At 65.4% G+C, this 14,754-nt stretch carries 15 protein-coding genes; 10 read left to right on the plus strand and 5 right to left on the minus strand.

Annotated elements, in window-relative coordinates; genetic code table 11:
- Nucleotides 1–9 precede the first annotated feature (9 nt).
- Together folP and glmM are read left to right on the plus strand one after the other, a co-directional pair.
- Entirely contained in the window at nt 10–1,032 is a 1,023-nt protein-coding gene (folP, locus tag EYB42_RS12520; RefSeq protein ID WP_135450453.1) for a dihydropteroate synthase, read from the plus strand.
- Nucleotides 1,029–2,372, plus strand: coding sequence for a phosphoglucosamine mutase (gene glmM / locus EYB42_RS12525; protein ID WP_135450454.1), 1,344 nt, complete (start codon nt 1,029–1,031; stop codon nt 2,370–2,372). Before folP ends, glmM begins: the two co-directional genes overlap by 4 nt.
- A gap of 160 nt (nt 2,373–2,532) precedes the next feature.
- Here glmM and EYB42_RS12530 read toward each other — a convergent pair whose 3' ends face one another.
- On the minus strand, nt 2,533–3,303 hold the full coding sequence (locus EYB42_RS12530; RefSeq protein WP_135450455.1) for a hypothetical protein: 771 nt from the start codon (nt 3,301–3,303) through the stop codon (nt 2,533–2,535).
- 242 nt (nt 3,304–3,545) lie between these two features.
- The gene (ilvC, locus tag EYB42_RS12535; RefSeq protein WP_135450456.1) at nt 3,546–4,568 is read right to left on the minus strand and encodes a ketol-acid reductoisomerase; all 1,023 of its coding nucleotides are present in this window, start codon (nt 4,566–4,568) and stop codon (nt 3,546–3,548) included.
- Between the two features lie 130 nt (nt 4,569–4,698).
- Here ilvC and EYB42_RS12540 point away from each other — a divergent pair, with 130 nt between their 5' ends.
- Nucleotides 4,699–5,154: an Lrp/AsnC family transcriptional regulator gene (locus EYB42_RS12540; protein ID WP_135450494.1), complete on the plus strand. Its 456-nt coding sequence runs from the start codon at nt 4,699–4,701 to the stop codon at nt 5,152–5,154.
- Nucleotides 5,151–5,609 carry an Lrp/AsnC family transcriptional regulator gene (locus EYB42_RS12545; RefSeq protein WP_135450457.1) on the plus strand — a complete coding sequence of 153 codons (459 nt, stop codon included), beginning with the start codon at nt 5,151–5,153 and terminating at the stop codon, nt 5,607–5,609. Before EYB42_RS12540 ends, EYB42_RS12545 begins: the two co-directional genes overlap by 4 nt.
- A gap of 264 nt (nt 5,610–5,873) precedes the next feature.
- On the opposite strand, the gene EYB42_RS12550 is transcribed toward EYB42_RS12545, so the two are convergent.
- The 3 genes from EYB42_RS12550 to EYB42_RS12560 are packed head-to-tail and all read right to left on the minus strand — an operon-like array spanning nt 5,874 to nt 9,060.
- Nucleotides 5,874–7,328, minus strand: a complete 1,455-nt coding sequence (locus tag EYB42_RS12550; protein ID WP_135450458.1) for an amidohydrolase family protein — start codon at nt 7,326–7,328, stop codon at nt 5,874–5,876.
- Nucleotides 7,329–7,375: 47 nt separating this feature from the next.
- Nucleotides 7,376–8,176, minus strand: coding sequence for an IclR family transcriptional regulator domain-containing protein (locus EYB42_RS12555; protein WP_135450459.1), 801 nt, complete (start codon nt 8,174–8,176; stop codon nt 7,376–7,378).
- A gap of 23 nt (nt 8,177–8,199) precedes the next feature.
- Nucleotides 8,200–9,060: a dioxygenase family protein gene (locus tag EYB42_RS12560; RefSeq protein WP_135450460.1), complete on the minus strand. Its 861-nt coding sequence runs from the start codon at nt 9,058–9,060 to the stop codon at nt 8,200–8,202.
- Between the two features lie 99 nt (nt 9,061–9,159).
- Between EYB42_RS12560 and EYB42_RS12565 the strand changes: the two genes are divergently transcribed.
- The 6 genes from EYB42_RS12565 to EYB42_RS12590 are packed head-to-tail and all read left to right on the plus strand — an operon-like array spanning nt 9,160 to nt 14,591.
- The gene (locus EYB42_RS12565; protein ID WP_135450461.1) at nt 9,160–9,936 is read left to right on the plus strand and encodes a citryl-CoA lyase; all 777 of its coding nucleotides are present in this window, start codon (nt 9,160–9,162) and stop codon (nt 9,934–9,936) included.
- Entirely contained in the window at nt 9,933–11,075 is a 1,143-nt protein-coding gene (locus EYB42_RS12570) for a CaiB/BaiF CoA transferase family protein (protein ID WP_135450462.1), read from the plus strand. Before EYB42_RS12565 ends, EYB42_RS12570 begins: the two co-directional genes overlap by 4 nt.
- A gap of 35 nt (nt 11,076–11,110) precedes the next feature.
- Nucleotides 11,111–12,184: a C4-dicarboxylate TRAP transporter substrate-binding protein gene (locus EYB42_RS12575; RefSeq protein ID WP_211195410.1), complete on the plus strand. Its 1,074-nt coding sequence runs from the start codon at nt 11,111–11,113 to the stop codon at nt 12,182–12,184.
- A 1-nt stretch (nt 12,185) separates the two neighbouring features.
- Nucleotides 12,186–12,740: a TRAP transporter small permease subunit gene (locus tag EYB42_RS12580; RefSeq protein ID WP_135450463.1), complete on the plus strand. Its 555-nt coding sequence runs from the start codon at nt 12,186–12,188 to the stop codon at nt 12,738–12,740.
- Nucleotides 12,737–14,047, plus strand: a complete 1,311-nt coding sequence (locus EYB42_RS12585; protein WP_135450464.1) for a TRAP transporter large permease — start codon at nt 12,737–12,739, stop codon at nt 14,045–14,047. Before EYB42_RS12580 ends, EYB42_RS12585 begins: the two co-directional genes overlap by 4 nt.
- 10 nt (nt 14,048–14,057) lie before the next feature.
- Nucleotides 14,058–14,591, plus strand: coding sequence for an NADPH-dependent FMN reductase (locus tag EYB42_RS12590; RefSeq protein ID WP_135450465.1), 534 nt, complete (start codon nt 14,058–14,060; stop codon nt 14,589–14,591).
- Nucleotides 14,592–14,754 lie beyond the last annotated feature (163 nt).

Below are 14,754 nucleotides of genomic sequence, written 5' to 3' on the forward strand. Positions count from 1 at the left end.
CCCGACGCCATGGAATACTATTATCGCCCCATCCCCATGATCGACCCGGCCCGTGCGGCAGGTGCCTTGCCGCTGGCGGGTGGCTGGTGCTGGTTCGACCGGGTCGAGGTTCTGTCGCGCAGTGCTGCGCCCAGGGTCATCCCGGCAGGCGAGGTGCCCGAGCCCGTGTTGCACCGCCTGACCGCACCGCGCGCCGCGTTCGCGAGCCTGTCGATGGATCGCCCGCGCCTCATGGGCATATTGAACGTGACACCCGACAGCTTTTCCGACGGCGGGCGCTTTTGCTCGGCCGAAGTTGCCGTCCGCCAGGGGCAGCAGATCGCGGACGATGCCGAGATCGTGGACATTGGCGGCGAAAGCACACGGCCAGGCGCAAGGGAAGTGCCGATCGCCGAGGAAATCTCCCGCACCGTTCCGGTGATCGAGGCCCTGCGGGCGGGTGGCATGCGTGCCCCGATCTCGATCGACACCCGCAAGGCGTCGGTGGCGGCGGCGGCGATCCGGGGTGGTGCTACGTTGGTCAACGATGTTTCGGGCCTGTCCTTCGACCCGGCACTGGGCCCGCTGATCGCCCGTGAAGGCGTGCCCCTGGTGCTGATGCATTCCCAGGGCCTGCCCGAGACCATGCAGGACGACCCGCGCTACGGCAATGTGCTGCTGGATGTCTATGACGAGCTGGCCCGGCGGCTGGCCCGGGCCGAGGCGATGGGAATCGACCGCCGGAACATCGCCGTCGATCCCGGCATCGGTTTCGGCAAGACTGCGGTGCACAACCTGGCTTTGCTGCGTGGGCTGTCGCTTCTGCATGGGCTGGGCTGCCCGATCCTGCTTGGTGCCTCGCGCAAGCGGTTCATCGGTTCGATCGGTCGGGCCGAGGCCCCGGATGCGCGGATGCCGGGATCGCTGGCGGTGGCGCTGACGGGTTTTGCACAAGGCGTGCAGATCACCAGGGTGCATGATGTGGCCGAGACGCGGCAGGCGCTGCGGCTGTGGCAGGCGATGCACACCGAACCACTTGAGGAGATGGCATGACGCGGCGGCTGTTCGGAACCGATGGCGTGCGGGGGCGGGCCAACAGCTGGCCTATGACGGCGGAACTGGCGCTGAAGCTGGGCGCGGCCGCAGGGCGGTATTTCAGGCGTGATGGAAGCGCCGGGCACCGGGTGGTGATCGGCAAGGACACGCGCCTGTCGGGTTACATGCTGGAAAACGCGCTTACGGCGGGCCTGACCTCGACAGGCATGAACGTCATGCTGCTGGGGCCGGTGCCGACACCGGCCGTCGGGTACCTGACGCGCTCGCTAAGGGCGGATGTCGGGGTGATGATCTCGGCCAGCCATAACCCGCATGAGGACAACGGCATCAAGTTCTTCGGGCCGGACGGTTTCAAGCTGTCGGATGCGGCAGAGGCCGAGATCGAGGCCTTGCTCGAAGGGGAGATCCCACCGGCAAAGCCGGGGAACATCGGCCGCGCAAGGCGGATCGAAGACGGGCGCGGGCGATACCAGGAATTCGTCAAGACCAGCTTTCCGGCCGGCCTTCGGCTGGACGGGTTGAAGGTGGTGATCGATTGCGCCAACGGGGCGGCCTACAAGGCAGCGCCCGAAGTGCTGTGGGAACTGGGGGCCGAGGTGATCCCGGTCGGGGTGCATCCGAATGGTACCAACATCAACGAAAACTGCGGTAGCACCCATACCGACACTGCGGCAGAGGCGGTGGTCGCGCATGGGGCGCATGTGGGGATCAGCCTGGATGGCGATGCCGACCGGGTGATGATCCTTGACGAGACTGGCCAGGTGGCGGACGGCGACCAGATCATGGCGCTTCTGGCGGCGCGCTGGGCCGAGGAGGGGCGCCTGCGCGGCGGCGCGCTGGTGGCCACGGTGATGTCGAACCTGGGGCTGGAGCGATTCCTGGAAGGGCGCGGCCTGCGGCTGGAACGTACGGCCGTCGGCGACCGCTATGTGGTGGAACGCATGCGCGAGGGTGGCTTCAATCTGGGCGGCGAACAGTCGGGCCATATCGTGATGACCGACTATGCCACCACGGGCGACGGGCTGATCGCGGGCTTGCAGTTCCTTGCGGAAATGGTCCGAACCGGCCAGCCAGCCAGTAGCCTGACCCGCAATTTCGAAACCGTGCCGCAGAAGCTGAGAAATGTCCGCTTCGCTGAAGGCGCGCGACCGCTGGATGCCGAAGAGGTGCGCCGGGTCATCGCCGAAAGCGAGGCCCGGCTTGCCGGCCTGGGACGCATCCTGATCCGCAAGTCGGGCACCGAGCCCTTGATCCGCGTGATGGCGGAATGCGAGGACGAAAGCCTGCTGGACGCCGTGGTGGACGAGATCGTGGGCGCAATGCAGGCGGCCGTCTGACGGCCCTGCGCGGCCAGGTTCAGGCTTTCGGTTCTGGATGTGACGAAGGCGGTGGTGATCGCGACGCCTGTCGCCCGACCGGGCGCGGACAGACCGCCCCCTTCAGGCGGGGCCCACCCGCCCGCTCTGCAGCACTCTGGCGGCGGGCGCGTGCCAGACGTCAGGGTTTCGGGGCAAGCGCATATTTTCCGGGATAGGCCAGCGTGCCATGGTGGGTGATCTGCGCGGCCTCATGGCACCAGATTTCGCCCCCGCAACCCTCGATCCAGCGGCGGCAGAAGGAGGTGTCCTCGCCATGCATGATCTCGCCGCCGCGGCCGCGCAGGTGGCTGAAGAAGTCGTGGAAATCGGCGCCGGGGTAGCCAGGGCCATTGAAGCCCGGAACGGGCCTTGCCGCACCCATTTCCACCATGCGTTCCGGGACGGCGCGACGGATCAGCATGAAGCCGGTACCTGCCCCCGGGACCTTGCGGAACTTGCCGCGCCGCTCCAGCGGCCAGGGCTGGCCGCGGTCATAGACTTCGGCCACGTTGTAGCGCAGGGTCTCGGCCAGAAGTTCGGCGGTCGAGGCGCGCTCGGCCGCGGGCTTCATGACTTCGCGCTCTATGGCGGCACGAAAGGCGGCCCATGGCATCCGTCGCTGCGGATAGGCCGCGCAGGTGAAATCGGCATCGAAATCAAGCAGCTCGAAGAATAGCTGCGGCTGATAGCTCATATCGCTGTCCAGCAGCAGCGCGTGGCTGAAATTGCGGTTCGCCAGGAACACCGACATCAGGTAATTGCGCGAAATCACCAGATCGGACCATTCGTAGGTCTTCAGCGCAAAGGCGATGCCTTTACGTTGCAGCGCCTGGGTGAGGCCCAGCAGGCTGTGGACGGCCGGCGTGTCGATCTGGCCGCCGGTGGGCATCAGGATCATCAGGGTGGTCATGCTGCGGGCGCTCGTCCGGGGATGACGCAGGGTTCGCGGGGGGAAGGCCCCTTGTCAAGGCGATGATCAGGCAGGTCGAAAGGTCGCCAAGCGACACCACGGCAGCGTTCAGGACAGCCCGCAGGATCGCAAGGCACAAAGGGAAGAGGCGAAGCCGTCTGCGCATCTTGCGGCTTCGCCAGGGACAGGGGCGCCCGTTGCGCGCCCCTGCGCAGGGTGCGCTTCAGCGCACCTGTCCGGGCCTAGTTCCGCGCCTTGTCCACCAGCTTGCCCTTGCCGATCCAGGGCATCATGGCGCGCAGCTTCTCGCCGACCTTCTCGATCTGGTGTTCGTCGTTCAGCCGGCGGGTGGCCTTGAAGAAGGGCTGGCCCACGGCGTTTTCCTGCATGAAGTCGCGGACGAACTTGCCGGTCTGGATGTGGTGCAGGACTTCCTTCATCCGCCGCTTGGTTTCCTCGCGCGGCAGGATGCGCGGACCCGAGACATATTCGCCATACTCGGCCGTGTTCGAGATCGAGTAGTTCATGTTGGCGATGCCGCCTTCGTAGATCAGGTCCACGATCAGCTTCACCTCGTGCAGGCATTCGAAATAGGCCATCTCGGGTTCGTAGCCGGCCTCGACCAGGGTCTCGAAGCCCATGCGGATCAGCTCCACCAGACCGCCGCAGAGGACTGCCTGCTCGCCGAAGAGGTCGGTTTCGCATTCCTGGCGGAAGTTGGTCTCGATGATGCCGGAGCGCCCGCCGCCGATGGCCGAGCAGTAGGAGAGCGCCAGTTCCATCGCCTTGCCGGTCGCGTCCTGGTGGACAGCCACGAGGCAGGGCACGCCGCCGCCCTTGACGTATTCGCCGCGCACGGTGTGGCCGGGGCCCTTCGGCGCCATCATGATGACATCGACGCCCTTCTTCGGCTCGATCAGGCCGAAGTGCACGTTCAGGCCATGGGCAAAGGCGATGGCGGCGCCTTCGCGCAGGTTGTCGTGGACGTACTGCTTGTAGGTCGCGGCCTGGAGTTCATCCGGCATGGTGAACATGATCAGGTCGCACCACTTGGCGGCCTCGGCGATGCCCATGACCTTCAGGCCCTCGGCCTCGGCCTTCTTGGCCGACGGCGAGCCTTCGCGCAGGGCGACGACGACGTTCTTCGCGCCGCTGTCGCGCAGGTTCAGCGCATGGGCATGGCCCTGGCTGCCATAGCCGAGAATGGCGACCTTCTTGTCCTTGATCAGGTTCACATCGCAGTCGCGGTCGTAGTAAACGCGCATCGGGCGTCCTCCTTGGTGTCGATGGCGCGACAATAGGGATTTCTGCCGCGCGACCCGTGCAATCTTTGACGACTGGCGGCGGATATGCAAAAGATCATTCCTGAAAGCGCCATTCGACGTAAAATTCATGCTGATCGACGACACCGACCGCCGCATCCTGCGCCATTGGCTTGCCGAGCCGGGGCTGGAGCGCGCGGTGCTGGCCGAGCGCGCGGGCGTCACGCCGGCGACGCTGTGGCGCAGGCTCGACCGGCTGCGGGCGGGCGGGGTGATACGGTCGGAGGGCGCGCGGATCGACTGGCGGGCGCTTGGCTATGCGGTCGAGGTCTCGCTGCGCTTCACGCTGGACAAGACCAACCCGCGTGCCTTCGACGAATTCATCGCGGCGGCGCGCGGGGTGCCCGAGGTCATCGCAATCGAGACCTTCCTCGGCCGGGTGGATGTGCGGCTGAACGTGATCGCCCGCGACATGGGGCACTGGACCGGCATCTACCGCGACCGGATCCTGACCCTGCCGCACATCGCCGAGGTCGAGGCGCTGATGCTGGTTGCGACGATCAAGGAGACGGGGGGGCTTCCGCTGTGATCGACCTTGACGACACCGACCGGGCGATCCTGCGGGCGCTGGCGGCGGACGGCACGCTTTCGGCCGGGGAACTGGGGCGCCGGCTGGGCCTGTCGCAGCCCTCCGCATGGCGGCGCGTGCGACGGCTGGAGGAGGCGGGGGTGTTGAAGGGCCTGGCGGTCGAGGTGGACCGCGAGGCGCTAGGCTTCGGGGTCACGGTGTTCCTGGGCATCAAGCTTGCAACGAAGGGGCGGGTGAGCCTTGAGGATTTCGAGCGCGCCGTGCAGGCCATCCCCGAGGTGCAGGTGGTGCAGCATGTGCTGGGCCTGTTCGACTATCGCCTGCGGGTCGTTGCGCGCGACATCGCCGATTTCGAGCGCGTGCTGCGCCGCCGCATCATGACCTTGCCGGGGGTCGGCAATGTGGAAGCGAACGTGCTGCTGACGGAAGAGCGCCGGCCGGGCCCGTTGCCGTGAAGATCGTCGGCAGCCTTGACAGCATTCCCTTGCGTTCTGGCATGTGGCCGAAGGCATGATCTTTGGTGAAGCGAGGGCTGGGGCGAAATCACCGTTCCGGCTGTCGGAAAAAAAAGAGGGGCAGGAGTATTTCATGAAAACCTGATCGGCGTTGCCAGGGCTCTTGCGGTTCGGCTGTCCGGGGATCCTTGCGCTGGCCAGGTTGCACGGGAAGTCTGCGATGCCTCGTGCCGGCGGCTAGCGCAGCCGGCACGAGGCGGCCCTTCACACCCGGAACAGATCCTTTTCCACCCCGGCCTTTTCCAGCAGATAGTCACGGCTGGCCTCAAGCTCTGCCCGCAACTTCGCGATGTCATGGCCGAGAATCTTGCCCCGCCACTTGCGCACTTGGCCCGCGCAGATCACGGTCGAGACGTTGGACCGCTCCATCAGCGTCACCACCGCGCCGGGGACATGGTTCAGGGGTGCGACGTTCAGGGCGCTGGCGTCCAGCAGCACGATGTCGGCCTCTTTCCCCGGTGTCAGACTGCCGGTCTTGTGGTCGAGCTTCAGGCCCTTTGCCCCGCCCATCGTTGCCATCTCGATCACCTCAAGCGCCGACAGCAGCTTGGGGTAGTCCTGACCGTTCAGCGCCAGTTCGTTGGCGAACATCCGTTGCAGGGTGATGGTAGAGCGCATCTGGGTGAAGGGGTCCGCCGTCATCGTGCATTCCACATCCGAAGACAGCGACGGCAGCATCCCCAGGTTCAGGCATTTCTGGATCGGCGGCACGCCGTGGCGCATCTGCATCTCGATCGGGACGGACAGCGAAACGTGGGCGCCAGCATCCGCAGCCTTCTGCCAGGCCATGTCGCTCATCCCGGTCATGTGGATGAAGATGCAGTCAGGCCCGAACTGGCCGGCCTCGGCCAGGGAGTCGAAGGTGGGGGCCATGCCGAAGGTGCCGACGATGTGCATGGCGAGGGGAATGTTCAGCTCGCGGCCGGTGGCCCAGGCAGCCTCGTAGCCGGGCAGGTAGATTTCCGCGCCCATCACCATGGTCAGAAGCTGGTCGTCGCTGGCGAAATGCTGCGCCTTGATCCGGCGGGCGTCGGCCGGATACTGGGCTTTCTCGCCCCAGCCCTCGAAATAGCCGAAGACCGCGCGGCGGCCGGCAGCGCGCAGGGCGCTGATCGCGGCGTCGGAATGTTCTGGGCTGTGGTGGATCTGGCTCACGTCCATCACCGTGGTCACGCCCGCGTCGATCTGGCTGATCGAGCCGAAAAGCTCCGAGATATACACGTCTTCGGGCCGGTAGAGGACGCTGAACTTCTGCAGCATCCATTCATAGTAGTTGGCGGCGCTTTCCGGCCGCCCGTCGTTGACCAGAATCGCATCGGCCAGGATCGAGCGCAGCGCGGTTTCGAACTGGTGGTGGTGGGTGTCGATGAAGCCCGGCATGACGACATGGCCCGAGGCGTCGATCACGGCGGCATCGCCAGCGTCGAGGTTGGCGCCGACGGCGAGGATCTTCGCACCCTCGATCAGCACGTCTCCTCTGGCGAAATTGCCGACGTTGGCATCCATGGACAGGATGTGGCCGCCCCGGATCAGCGTTCTGCGGCCCGGCTGGCCGATGCCGGCGGGCAGGGGGGCAGGGGCAGGGTGGGCCGCGGCGCCGCTGGTGTCGGCGGGCGCGCGGGCCAGGGTCGGACGGGTGGCGTCACAGAGCTTGCACATGGTTTCTCCTCCCAGAATGGATGTCTTGGCCGACGGGGCAGCACGGATCAGCGGCTGTCGAGCACGGCGGAAAGTGCAGGGATGCGGGCAGTAGCAGCGCCCAGCCGCGCGGCGGCGGCGCGCAGATCGGGCAGGCGGGTGGCGACCAGGTCCTCGGGCGTGACCATGCCGGTGTAGCCGGACGAGTTCAGCGCCGCGACCACCCGCCCGTCGGCGGCGCGGATCGGCACGGCAAGCGCGGTGATGCCGTAGTCAAGCTGATCGACGGTCGTCGCGTAGCCGTCCTCCCGCGCCTTCAGGATCAGGCGGCGTATCTCGGCCTTGTCGGTCACGGTGCGCGAGGTCAGGGCCACCGGTTCCATCCGGGCAAGGCGCGCATCGAGTTCATGATCCGGCAGGCCCGCCATCAGGACGCGGCCGAGGCTGGTGGCATGGGCCGGATAGCGCGCGCCCACCACGGCGCTGGCACGGCGCGCGCGCTGGGTGGAATGATGGGCGATATAGACGACCTCTGTCCCTTCCAGCGTCGCGACCGACGAAGCGTCGCCATGGGTTTCGACGATCTGGCGTAGTTCGGGCAGAAGGAACTCGTCGATCCGTGCGGCGAAGTAGAAGCCCGAGCCGAGCGACATCACCTTGGGCCGCAGGTGAAAACGCTTGCCGTTCTGCCCGACATAGCCCAGCGCCATCAGCGTGATCAGACTGCGCCGGGCTGCAGCCGGGGATAACCCAACCCGACGCGCGATTTCCGACAGGGTCATGTCCGGATGCGCGGCGTCGAAGCTTTCCAGCACCGCCAGGCCCTTGGCCAGTGCCTCGACGAATTCAGGCGGCCGATCGCCTTCCATGGGCTGTCCCCCGCCCGACATCGTCAGCCTGCCGGGGCAAGCACGAAGTCGAAGTGGCACTTCGCGTCGGGCTTCTTTTCGGTCGCGGGCAGCACATCTCCGGCCTTCACCGGCTCGAGTTTGGTGATCAGCGACTTGCGCACGCCGAAGACCGCATCGTTGTCGAGATAATCGGTGTTTTCGAAGAACATCTCGGTCGTGATCGGGCGGTAGCCCTCGGCGCGGATGATGTAGTGCAGGTGCGAGGCGCGCCAGGCGTGGCGGTTGCCCGCGCGCAGCAGGCGCCCGACCGGGCCATCGTAGGGCACGGTATAGGGCTTGGGCAGCACGGTGGTGTACCAGTAATTGCCATTCTCGTCGGCGGTGAAGATGCCGCGCAGGTCGTACTTGTCCTGCCCGCTTGCCTGTTCCTGGATCGGATAGGTCCCGGCGCTGTCGGCCTGCCAGGTGTCGATGATGGCGCCGGGGATCGGGTTGCCCAGCGAATCGCGCACCTGCCCCTGGACCAGCAGAACCGCACCGTCGCGGCCCTTGCCCAGATCGCCTCCAAGCGCAAAGCGCGGAGCGTCGTCAAGATAGAACGGCCCGAGGTTCGAACCCTCGGTCGCGCCGCCCCTGGTGTTGATCATGTCCACCAGCGCCGAAAAACCCAGAACGTCGGACAGAAGTATGAATTCGTGCCGTTCCGGCGTGGAGATCTGCCCGCAGTCATACAGGAAGTTCAGGACGCCGATCCATTCCTCGTGCGTCATGTTCACTTCCCGGGTGTAGTCGTGCAGGTGCTGGATGAACGTCTCCAGCAGGAACTTGAAGCGGCTGCCCTCTTCTGTCCTGAAGGATTTCTTCACCGCCTCGGTGATCGTGAATTGGTTGATGTCACGCATCGCTGACCCCCCCTGAATTTACCCGGTTGACGGCAAGCTAGTGCAGTGCATATTCTCCGGCAAGAGAAAATAATTTCGCTATACGAAAAAAGGTGCGCCATGAGGATCGGCAAGCAGGACAACGCCTTCACGGCGATTGCCACATCGGACGAACATTCGATCACGGTCCGGGGCCATGACCTGGTGGGCGATCTGATCGGGCAGATCGACTTCACCGAATATTTCTGGTTGCTGGTCTGCGGCCACCGGCCCACGGATGCGCAGAAGACGATGATGAACGCCTGTCTGGTGGCCATCGCCGAACACGGGCTGGTCCCAAGTGTGCAGGCCGCGCGGATGACGCTGGCGGCGGCACCCGAGGCATGGCAGGGCGCCATGGCGGCGGGGCTACTGGGCATGGGCACTGTCGTCGCGGGGTCGTCCGAGATCGCCGGGCGTTTCCTGGCCGAGGTCGTGGCGGCGGGCGGCGATGAGGCCGCGGCTGTCAGGGCGCTGGAGGGGGTGAAGGCGGCGCGGAAAAAGGTGCCGGGTCTGGGGCATCCGCAGCATTCCTCGGGTGATCCGCGCGCCGACAAGCTGTTGGAGATTGCCGACAAGCTGGGTGTCTCCGGCCCCCATGTCGCGGCGCTGCGCCATCTGGGCAAGCATGCGCCCGCCATCATGAGCCGCCCGTTGCCGATCAATGTCAGCGGCGCGATCCCGGCAGTGATCCTGGATGCCGGCTGGCCGCTTGAAGCCTTGAAGGCTGTGCCTCTGCTGGCCCGCGCCGGAGGACTTGCCGCACACCTTTACGAGGAATCGCGCCGCCCCATCGGGTTCATCCTGTCGCACAACGCCGACCTTGCCATCGCCTATGACGGGGAGCGCGCGAAATGATGCCCTTGCGCAATATCCGCGTGGTCGAGATGGGAACCTACATCACCGGCCCCGCCGCAGCGATGCAGCTGGCCGACCTTGGCGCCGACGTGATCAAGGTCGAACGCCCCGGCGAGGGCGACCCGTTCCGCGCCTTCAAGGGCGGGCTATACTCCCCGCATTTCCAGACCTACAACCGCAACAAGCGGTCGATTGCGCTGGACACCAGGAAGGCCGAGGATCTGGCCGTGTTCCACGCGCTGATCGAAGGCGCGGACGTTTTCATCCAGAACTTCCGCCCCGGCGTAGCCGAAAAGCTGGGCGCGGGTGAGGAGGATCTGCGCCGCATCAATCCGAACATCATCTACTGCGCCATTTCGGGCTTTGGCACATCCGGACCCGCGCGTGACCGGCCAACCTATGACACGGTTGCGCAGGCGGCCTCGGGTTTCCTGCGGCTGATGACGCCCCCGGTGAAGCCCCGCGTCATCGGCCCCGCCATTGCCGATGCGGTAACCGGCCATTACGCGGCAACCGGAATCCTCGCGGCGCTTGTCGAGCGCGGGGTTACGGGGCAAGGGCGGCGGCTGGACATCTCGATGCTCGAGGCGATGTGCCACTTCAACCTGGACAGCTTCACCCACTACTTCAGCGCGGGCGAGGTGATGGGGCCGTTGTCCCGTCCGGTGGTCAGCCAGTCCTACACCTTCGAATGCTCCGATGGGAAATGGGTGGCGATCCACATGTCGAGCCCCCCGAAGTTCTGGGAGGGTTTCCTTGAGGCGACAGGGCAGCAACACCTTGCTGCCGACCCCCGCTTTGCCGAACGGATGGAGAGGATCAGGCATCAGGACGACCTGATCGAGATCATGACCCCGATCTTCAAGGCAAAGCCCCGTGACCACTGGTGCGCGGCGCTCGAGGCGGCCGAGGTGCCCTATTCCCCGGCCTATGACAGCGACGAGGCGCTGGAGGATCCGCAGGCCGTCCATCTGGGTATCAAGGTGTCTGCCGATCACGCCCTGATGGGTCGCTTCACCACCGTGCGTGCGCCCTACAACTTTGACGGCGAGGCCAACCGCCAGGTTCTGCCACCCCCGGTGCTGGATGAACACGGGGCGGAAATCCGTGCGGAACTGCAAGGAAGAAAGGCGGGCTGACACCCGCGAAAATCTTGATCTGGGAGGAGAAAGACGTGCAAATCAAAGCTATCCTCATGGCCTCGGCCATGGTCATTCCCGGCGCTGCCTGGGCGCAGGAAAACATCGACCTGACCATCGCCTCGAGCCACCCCACGGCTATTCCGTGGGTTGGCATGATGCAGACCCACTTCATGGCCGAGACCGACCGTCTGCTGGCCGAAACGGGCAACTACAAGATCACCTGGAACGAGGCATTCGGCGGCACGCTATACAAGGCCAATGCCACGCTGTCCTCGGTGGAACAGGGCGTGACGGATGTGGGCTGGGTCTTTTCGCTGCTGGAAGGCGCGGAACTGCCGCTGAGCCAGGTTTCCAGCTATGCGCCTTTCGCGACCAACAACCCGCCCGTGCAACTGGCCGTGATGCAGGAACTGATCGACACGATCCCCGAGCTGAAGGCCGAATGGGAAAGCCACAACCTGGTGGTGCTGGGTCTGACAGGCACCGACAGCTACGATCTTTATGCCAAGAAGCCGATCAGCAGCCTGGCCGATCTGAACGGCATGAAGATTTCCGCCCCCGGCGTGCTGGGCACCTGGCTTTCCGGCACGGGCGCAAACCCGGTCGATGGCGCGCTGACCACCTTCTACACCGACATCCAGACCGGCGTTTCGGACGGCGTCCTGTCGCTGGCGCTGGGTGTCTTCCCGGCCAAGATCTACGAAGTCGCGCCCTATATCACCAAGGTGCAGATGGGCACCGCCTTTTCCGGTGCGATTGCGATCAACAAGGACAGTTGGGATGCCCTGCCCGAGGAAGTGCAGGACGCCATGAGGAAGGCCGGCGCCTATTACACCGAGGCCCACGGCAAGGATCTGCTCGAACGTCCGGTTGCCGTGACCCAGAAGATCATCGAGGCCGGCGCCACCCAGAACCCGCCCGTCACCCTGGCAGAACTGCCGCAGGATCAGCGCGAGGCGTGGGTGAACGCGCTGCCCGATCTTGCTGGCAACTGGGCCCGCGATCTGGATGCAAAGGGTCTTCCGGGCACAACGGTGATGAATGCCTACATGGCGGGGCTGAAGGCGCGGGGCGAAACCCCGGTCCGCGACTGGAAGGCGGAATAAGGTGAGCGGCCCCGTCGTGACGGCCCGTGCGATGGGGTCGGTCGGCCGCCTGCTGACCTGGGTGGGAGAGGGGCTTGCCGCCATCTCTACCCTGCTGATCGTGGTGCTGATGCTGATCATCAGTGCCGATGCGCTGGCGCGGAACCTGCTGGGTGCCTCGCTACCGCTGGTTTCGGAACTGGGCGCCTCGCTTCTGGTTGCCATTGTCTATCTGGCCCTCGCAACGACGATCCGGGCAAACCGTCTGGCGCGGACCGACATGGTGCTTGGTGCGCTGGCACAGTCGCGGCCCCGGGTCGCAGCGGTGCTGTCGGCCTTCTACGATCTGGTCGGCGCGGCGATGCTGGCCCTGGTCTGCTGGGCCGGGGTGCTGACGCTGATCCGCGATTACGAGGGCGGAAAGTACATCGGCATCCAGGGGGTGCTGACCTTTCCGGTCTGGCCCTTTGGTCTGGCTTTCGTTCTGGGTCTTGCCGTCGCGGTGCTGCAATTCCTGCATCAGGCCTGGCGTGCCATCGCGGACGGCAGCGCGCGAACCGGCGGGGGGCTGGAATGACCGGGGTGGAAATAGGCATCCTTGCGGTCGGGCTTCTGCTGTTGCTGATCCTGATCGGAATGCCCATCGGGGTTGCGATGCTGGCGGTATCCTTCGGCGGCGTGTCCCTCATCCGTAACGAGAACGTGGCCTTCCGAATGGCCGGGTCGGTCGCCCGGGACAGCTTGCAGGAATATCTGTTCGCCGTGGTGCCCCTTTTCGTGCTGATGGGGCTGCTGGTCACCGTTTCGGGTGTCGGAAAGGACACGTTCGACGTGTTCCAGTCGGCGCTGCGCAAGGTCAGGGCGGGGCTGGGGGTTGCGACGGTCTTTGCCAATGCCGTCTTTGCCTCGATTACCGGCATCTCCATCGCTTCGGCCAGCGTCTTTTCCCGCGTCGCCGTGCCCGAGATGGTGCGGCATGGCTATGCCAGGGGCTTTGCGACCGGGGTGGTGGCGGGGTCATCCGTGCTGGGAATGCTGATCCCGCCATCCCTGCTGATGATCGTCTATGCCGTGCAGGCAGAAGAATCAGTCGGGCGGATGTTCCTGGCCGGTATCGGGCCGGGCTTGCTGTTGTCGGTCATGTTCACCTTGACGATCCTGCTGATGGCGCGGTTGCGCCCTGCCGCAGTGTTCGATCTGAACGAAGACCACGTTGGCCCCGAACTCACGCTTTCCCAGACCCTGCGCAAGGCGCTGCCGATACTGTCATTGATGGGACTGGTGCTTGGTGGACTTTACGGCGGTTTGCTGAACCCGACCGAGGCCGGCGCGGCTGGTGCCCTTGGTGCGCTGGTGATTGCGGTCCTGCGCCGGTCTCTGGGCGAGGGGCGGTTCTGGCGCCTTTTGGTTGAAACCGGGCAGATCACCGTTTCGGTCCTTTTCCTGGTCATGGCGGCTAGCTTCTTTTCCCGGATGCTGGCCATGTCGGGCCTGCCGGCCGCGCTGGGGGAAACCCTGCTTTCCGGCCCGATCGGGCCCTGGGGCTTTCTGGTGATCTATCTGCTGGTGGTGATCCTGCTGGGCTGCATCATCGACAGCATTTCGATCATGCTGATCCTTTTGCCCATCGCCCTGCCGGTGGCGCAGGCGGCGGGGTTCGACATGATCTGGTTCGGCGTGATGACCGTGGTTGCTGTCGAGATCGGCCTGCTGACCCCACCGTTCGGCCTGTCGGTCTTTACCATCAAATCCGCGATGAACGACCCGGCGCTGCCTGTGGGCACCATCTTCCGCGGCACCATGCCCTTCGTGCTGGCAATGGTGGCGGCGCTGTTCATCCTGACCCTGTTCCCCGGCATCGCCACCTGGCTTGCCCGACTTTGAAGGACGTTCCATGACCCGACTGCTTTTCTTCCCCGGATCGCTGCGCGCACAGGCATCTTCGACCGCGCTTCTCAAGGCGCTGGCCGCCCGCCTGCCGGAAGACGTGACCTCGCAAACCGCCGACATTGCCGCGCTGCCCTTCTACAACGCCGACCATGACGGCGGCGCGCCTGTGGCGGCACTGCTGGCGCAGGTCAAGGCAGCGGACGGGGTGGTGTTCGTCACGCCAGAATACAACTACTCTGTACCCGGAGTGCTCAAGAACGCGATCGATTGGGCTTCGCGACCCGGCTACAACTCGGTCTTCAAGGGAAAGCCCTGCCTTGTTGTCACCACATCGGCCGGGGCCTTGGGCGGGGTGAGGGCGCAAGGTCACCTGAAGCAGATCCTGTCGGCCATGCTGGCCGAACCCTTCCCCTGGCAGGAGATCGTCGTGCCCGAGGCGGTGAAGAAGGTGAAGGACGGTGTCTTTGCCGATCAGGCGGTACTGGACTTTGCCGGGGCGGCAATGTCGGCCTTTCTTGAGCGGATCCGCCGGCAATAGGCGTGCCGCTGGAGTGCTTTCAATCGGTGCGCAACGGCAGCGTCCCACCGATGCTGCCGATCAGTGCGATGCCCGGCTGCTGCACGGTCCTGTCGTTCGGCCTGCCAGGGTCGAGACCAGGGTCCCCGATACGTCCGTTTCCCCACTGGTTCCGGTGCTGCCG

The organism is Tabrizicola caldifontis, from assembly GCF_004762095.1.
GTDB lineage: Bacteria > Pseudomonadota > Alphaproteobacteria > Rhodobacterales > Rhodobacteraceae > Tabrizicola > Tabrizicola caldifontis.

Excerpts from the sequence above, each read along its gene's own strand:
- EYB42_RS12555 (WP_135450459.1), bottom strand. The coding sequence starts at position 8,176 with ATGGAAGGCGATCGGCCGCCTGAATTCGTCGAGGCACTGGCCAAGGGC.
- EYB42_RS12560 (WP_135450460.1), bottom strand. The coding sequence starts at position 9,060 with ATGCGTGACATCAACCAATTCACGATCACCGAGGCGGTGAAGAAATCC.
- ilvC (WP_135450456.1), bottom strand. The coding sequence starts at position 4,568 with ATGCGCGTTTACTACGACCGCGACTGCGATGTGAACCTGATCAAGGAC.
- folP (WP_135450453.1), top strand. The coding sequence starts at position 10 with ATGGAATACTATTATCGCCCCATCCCCATGATCGACCCGGCCCGTGCG.
- EYB42_RS12530 (WP_135450455.1), bottom strand. The coding sequence starts at position 3,303 with ATGACCACCCTGATGATCCTGATGCCCACCGGCGGCCAGATCGACACG.
- EYB42_RS12565 (WP_135450461.1), top strand. The coding sequence starts at position 9,160 with ATGAGGATCGGCAAGCAGGACAACGCCTTCACGGCGATTGCCACATCG.
- EYB42_RS12590 (WP_135450465.1), top strand. The coding sequence starts at position 14,058 with ATGACCCGACTGCTTTTCTTCCCCGGATCGCTGCGCGCACAGGCATCT.
- EYB42_RS12570 (WP_135450462.1), top strand. The coding sequence starts at position 9,933 with ATGATGCCCTTGCGCAATATCCGCGTGGTCGAGATGGGAACCTACATC.
- glmM (WP_135450454.1), top strand. The coding sequence starts at position 1,029 with ATGACGCGGCGGCTGTTCGGAACCGATGGCGTGCGGGGGCGGGCCAAC.
- EYB42_RS12550 (WP_135450458.1), bottom strand. The coding sequence starts at position 7,328 with ATGTGCAAGCTCTGTGACGCCACCCGTCCGACCCTGGCCCGCGCGCCC.
- EYB42_RS12585 (WP_135450464.1), top strand. The coding sequence starts at position 12,737 with ATGACCGGGGTGGAAATAGGCATCCTTGCGGTCGGGCTTCTGCTGTTG.